This is a genomic window from Oleiphilus sp. HI0117 (genome assembly GCF_001635235.1).
Window position 1 is genome coordinate 1 of the sequence record NZ_LWGA01000524.1, and the last position, 5,067, is coordinate 5,067.

General features: G+C 44.8%; 4 protein-coding genes. 2 read left to right on the forward strand and 2 right to left on the reverse strand.

Going from position 1 to position 5,067, the window contains the following annotated elements; translation table 11 throughout:
- Positions 1–522 (reverse strand): ferrochelatase (gene hemH / locus A3757_RS05835; protein ID WP_068739303.1); only part of this gene is annotated, 522 nt, incomplete at its 3' end.
- Between the two features lie 135 nt (positions 523–657).
- Positions 658–2,427, reverse strand: coding sequence for an acyl-CoA dehydrogenase C-terminal domain-containing protein (locus A3757_RS05840; RefSeq protein ID WP_068516527.1), 1,770 nt, complete (start codon positions 2,425–2,427; stop codon positions 658–660).
- A 210-nt stretch (positions 2,428–2,637) separates the two neighbouring features.
- Between A3757_RS05840 and A3757_RS05845 the strand changes: the two genes are divergently transcribed.
- A complete protein-coding gene (locus A3757_RS05845; protein WP_068552721.1) occupies positions 2,638–3,525 on the forward strand; it encodes a TIGR01777 family oxidoreductase in 888 nt (295 codons plus the stop codon).
- A 93-nt stretch (positions 3,526–3,618) separates the two neighbouring features.
- The gene (locus A3757_RS05850) at positions 3,619–4,638 is read left to right on the forward strand and encodes a DUF523 and DUF1722 domain-containing protein (protein WP_082865023.1); all 1,020 of its coding nucleotides are present in this window, start codon (positions 3,619–3,621) and stop codon (positions 4,636–4,638) included.
- Positions 4,639–5,067 lie beyond the last annotated feature (429 nt).

Genomic DNA, 5,067 nt, shown 5'->3' on the forward strand with positions numbered 1-5,067 from the left:
AAAGCGGAGTTCAGGCACCCAGCGACGCGCTGTTAGTTCTGTAGAGATCGCGTCAAAGGTGGAACCGGCAGTCGCACCTGAGTATTGAGGATACAAGGGAAGGATCACTAAGCGTCGAGCACCTTCTTCTAGCATTGAATTCATTACCTTGTCGATGGAAGGGTTGCCGTAACGCATCGCAAACTTGGTAACAAGCTTGTCACCCCATTTGGTTTCTAGCCTCTTGCTTAAGGCTTTTGCCTGCTCTTGTGTGTGCGAAAGCAATGGTGAACCATGCTCCGTCCAAACCGAGGCATAGGCTTTAGCCGACTTTTTTGGACGTATGCGTAAAATAATGCCGTGTAAAATTATCAGCCAGATAAGTCGCGGAATTTCTACAACTCGAGGGTCAGACAGAAACTGTCTGAGGTAAACTCGTAAAGCTTGTGGTGTTGGTCCGTCGGGAGTACCTAAGTTGGTAATTAACACACCTATTTTATCTTCTTGAGTGTGAGTGAAATCGTCTAGTCCTTTAAATTTCATAATACCTGTTCCTGTCAGTAATGCTTGTATCAACAAGATTGATTGTTTGTCGCGCTATGGCAAGGATACTTGTCTAGAAAACTGCATCATGCACTTAATTAATTGTGCATGATGCAGGAGTGTGGCTTGAGGTGACTAAAACTCTTCGACTGAAAAGTCCATGATGCTACTCTTTCCAGATTTTATGTCTGAAAGCAATGCCTCCATTTCTGGTGCGTATAAGCGGAAGAAGTGTTCAGCAGCTTTACGCTTGCCTTCTAGGAACGCTGCTGGGTATTGTTTGGCTGTTTCTGCTTGCTGCGTTTGAGCGGCCATTCTGGCCCATAATACAGCTAAGGTGGTTAGTGCAAATGTTCGTAGTAGCGTCGATGCCACCGCGCCTGCCTGTTCCGGATCTTGGCTTGCGTTCTGGCCTAACCAACTCAGTGCAGACTGCAAGGTAGATAGAAAACCTTCACAGTGCTTCAAGTGACTCTCGTTTGATACGATAGAAAGTAACGAACGCATCTCATTGAAGTAAGTTAGGGGGAGTTTCCCGCCTTTCATGGTTAGCTTACGGCCGACTAGGTCCATCGCTTGAATTCCGTTGGTGCCTTCATAGATGCGGGCAATACGGCCATCGCGGAGCAGTTGCTCAACAGGCCAATCCTGTGTGAAGCCAGAGCCACCCATAGATTGGAGGCCCGCATCGACGCAAGCATATCCTTCATCGGTCAGAAATGATTTGACGATGGGCGTGAGTAATTGAAACAAATCATCGGAGCGTTCCCGCACATTTGAATCGGCGTGGTGGTGACTTAGGTCAAAGTGAAGGCCGGCCAAGCTGGCCATTGCTCTAGACCCTTCTATCAAAACCTTTTGCTTTAAAAGCATGCGGCGCACGTCAGGGTGAACAATAATCGGGTCTGCCTTGCCTGACTTGTTTTGAGGCCCAGACAGGGAGCGACTTTGTAAGCGCTCCTTGGCGAACCCCAATGATACTTGGTAAGCCGTTTCTGCCAGCCCCAAACCTTGGATACCTACCATGATACGGGCAGCATTCATCATGGTGAACATGCACTTAAGACCTTGGTTTGCTTCTCCCACTAGCCAGCCTTTGGCATTTTCAAAGTTCATTACGCAAGTCGCTGATGCTTTGATTCCCATTTTGTGCTCAAGGCCTCCACAAAATGCTGGATTGCGCGACCCGTCTTCAAGCACTTTTGGGACGACAAATAATGAGATACCTTTGCTGCCTTCTGGGCTGCCAGGTATTTTAGCCAGCACTAAATGGATGATATTGTCGACAAGATCATGCTCTCCGCCGGTAATCCAGATTTTTGTTCCACTGATAGCGTAGCTGCCATCAGGGTTCTCTTCAGCTTTTGTGGTGATTAGGCCCAAGTCGGTTCCGCACTGAGGCTCGGTCAAGCACATGGTGCCAGTCCAAATGCCTTGTATAAGCTTTGGTAGGTAGGTTTGCTTTTGTGCTTCTGTACCGTGCTGCTGGAGTAAGTCTATCGCACCATGAGATAAACCTGGGTACATGCCAAACGATAGGTTCGTTGAACAGACCATTTCATCAACAACGTTTTTTAGTAAGTGTGGTAAGCCTTGCCCGCCAAACTCAGGCGCAGACGACAAACCACTCCATCCACCTTGTTGGTAGTGTTCGTAGGCTGCTTTGAAGCCATTTGGAGTTTTCACTGTTTTAGTGTCTGGATCGAATTGGCACTCTTCTCTGTCACCAGATGTATTGATAGGCAGTAACACGCCCTCGGCCAGTTTAGCAGCTTCTTCTATAACTGCTCTTTGCATTTCTTCTGTGGCTTCGGTGAACGCAGGACTTTCGGCTAGTTGGCCGGAGTTTAAGACATCAAACAAGACGAAATTAATATTATCCAATGGTGCTTTGTAATGACTCACAGTTAACCTCTTTATAAGTTCTTTGGTTCGACTCAGAGCCGAACAGTTTCGCGACAGCGAATAAATGATATTCAAGAAGGTTTACGTCGTTAAAAACAAATTGGATCAATATGAAAGAAAACTCTGAAGTGGATCCAAATTACAAACTATTGCGTAAGTGGGTTAATAAGAGATTGAAACCGGAACTGCCGGATCGTTGGGGAGATTAGTATGAAATTATTAGTAACGGGTGGAACGGGCTTGATAGGTCGCCGATTTATCGAACGGTATACTCACCACGACTATACCGTTTTGACCAGAGATTTTCGAAGTGCGCAGAAAAAACTACCTCAACACGTTTCCTTAATTGACAGTTTGGAAAACTTTACAAACCTAGATGGGTTTGACGGCGTTATAAATCTAGCCGGTGAGCCTATTATCGACCGTCGTTGGACAGCACAACAGAAACTCAGAATATGTGAAAGCCGATGGGCAATAACTCAGGCCTTGGTTGATCTCATTAACAAGGGAGATAACCCTCCAAATGTTTTTTTATCTGGATCGGCTGTCGGTATATACGGTGATCAGGGCGATACGAAGCTAGATGAGGCCTTTGGGCTTGGGCCCTCAGACTTTGCTTCAGAACTGTGCTTTCATTGGGAGCAGTTAGCGCAGATGGCAAACAAAAGAACTCGCTGCGCTACCTTGAGAACGGGTATTGTCTTAGACGGTTCGGGCGGCGCGCTATCAAAAATGATTTTGCCATTTAAGTTGTGCCTTGGAGGGCCGCTGGGAAACGGAAAGCAGTACATGCCCTGGATTCATAATGTTGACGTAACCAGAGCGCTTGAGTATTTATTAGTAAATCAGACGACGCGTGGCGCGGTCAATTTAGTCGCACCTGGTGCCGTAAGAAATAAAGAGTTTTCTATCGCGCTTGCTCGTACATTAAAGAGAATTGCAGTACTTCCTGTTCCGGCATTTATCTTGAAAACCATACTCGGTGAATCATCTATTTTATTGCTTGGAAGTCAGAATGTAGTCCCAAAGAAGCTTCTAGAAAGTGGCTTTCAATTTCAGTATCCTCAGTTAAAGCAAGCCTTGGATGAGATACTTTGACTTTAAATCATGTCATTATGATCTAGTTTTGTGCTTGTCGCGTATACCTTGTAGAACTGTTAAAAATGCATGGCATGTAAGAGGGTGATGGGTATGAAAAAGCATAATGTTATTGTCTCCGACAAGGCTGCTTCTAGCGACGCTATGAAAAGCCGAGGTGAGAAGTCAATTCAAGTAGGTTTGAGTGCCTGTTTGGCGGGTCATGAGGTGCGTTATAATGGCGGTCATACCCAATCTCGTTTATGCCTCAATGTACTTAGTAAGCACTTCGAATTTAAAACCTTCTGCCCAGAAGTTGCTGCTGGGTTTGGAACTCCCAGACCTACCATGAGGCTGACGGGCAACCCGGAATCGCCTCAATTAAATTTTAGCGACGACAATTCTAAAGACTTGACTGATCAGTTAGTGAGTGGTTTTGAGCACAAACTACCAGAAATGGGGAGTTTGGATGGTTATATCCTGATGAGAAACTCGCCTAGTTGCGGCATGGAAAGGGTGAAAGTCTATCAGCCTAATGGTCATGCTCATATGAAGCCAGGGATGGGCGTTTTTGCTCGTGCTTTAAGGGAAAAATATCCGCTAATGCCAATTGAAGAAGAAGGTCGTCTCAATGATGACGTCTTGTATGACAATTTTGTGATGCGCGTTTATGCGTATCATAACTTTCGTAAAGAAGTTTTGGATCAGCCTAGTGTTTTAAAACTAACCAAATTCCATGCGAGCTACAAATACTTATTGATGGCACATAATCAAAAGCAAGCGAAAGCGCTTGGCAGGTTGTTAGCGGGTGACAAGAGCTTAAGTATCGAAATGCTTGCAGGGCGTTATTTTGAGGGTTTTATGCAAACACTCTCTAAACCTGCCAATCGAAGAGGGCATACAAATGCCTTATTACATATTCTAGGGTACTTAAAAAGAAGCGTACCCTCAGTGTCACGCCAGCACATTGAGTCTTCTATTTTGAAGTACAAAGAAGGCATAACTCCTTTGGCAACGCCTTTAACCCTTCTGTCTCACTATTTGAGTCAGTTTGGCTCAGCTTATATAAATGAGCAGAGATACCTACAGCCTTACCCTGAAAACATTCACCCTATCCGTAAGTATTGTCACTAGTGTTTTTATAATGAAGAAATAGTCAATATAGCCTCTAAGTGATTTACCGTTTAGGGACTTGGCTAGTAATGCTTTATTGGCAAAACTTCCATGGAGTAACTATAGTTATCACTCAGGCTTATTTTGGTACAGCCTTAAATAATGCAGTTAACTGTGTTTGATATAATAAACTATAGTGAAAAGTTGGGCGACGATTGGGGAATACATCAGTTCAGGCGGCAAGAGGCTTTGGTTCATCCGAAGACTGGGTTGAAGAAAGTGCAGTTAATCTTTTGTATGCAAATGCAGTGGCGGCAACATTTGGGAGCTTAGCTGTTTTACTCCTTATTGCGTTTTCTGTGTCCGACTATATTGATTCGTTGATTCGTTGATTCGTTGATTCGTTGATTCGTTGATTCTTGGCACTTGGGTTCTGATGGGCGTAGCTTT

Coding starts and splice junctions, on each gene's coding strand:
- A3757_RS05845 (WP_068552721.1), top strand. CDS start 2,638: ATGAAATTATTAGTAACGGGTGGAACGGGCTTGATAGGTCGCCGATTT.
- A3757_RS05850 (WP_082865023.1), top strand. CDS start 3,619: ATGAAAAAGCATAATGTTATTGTCTCCGACAAGGCTGCTTCTAGCGAC.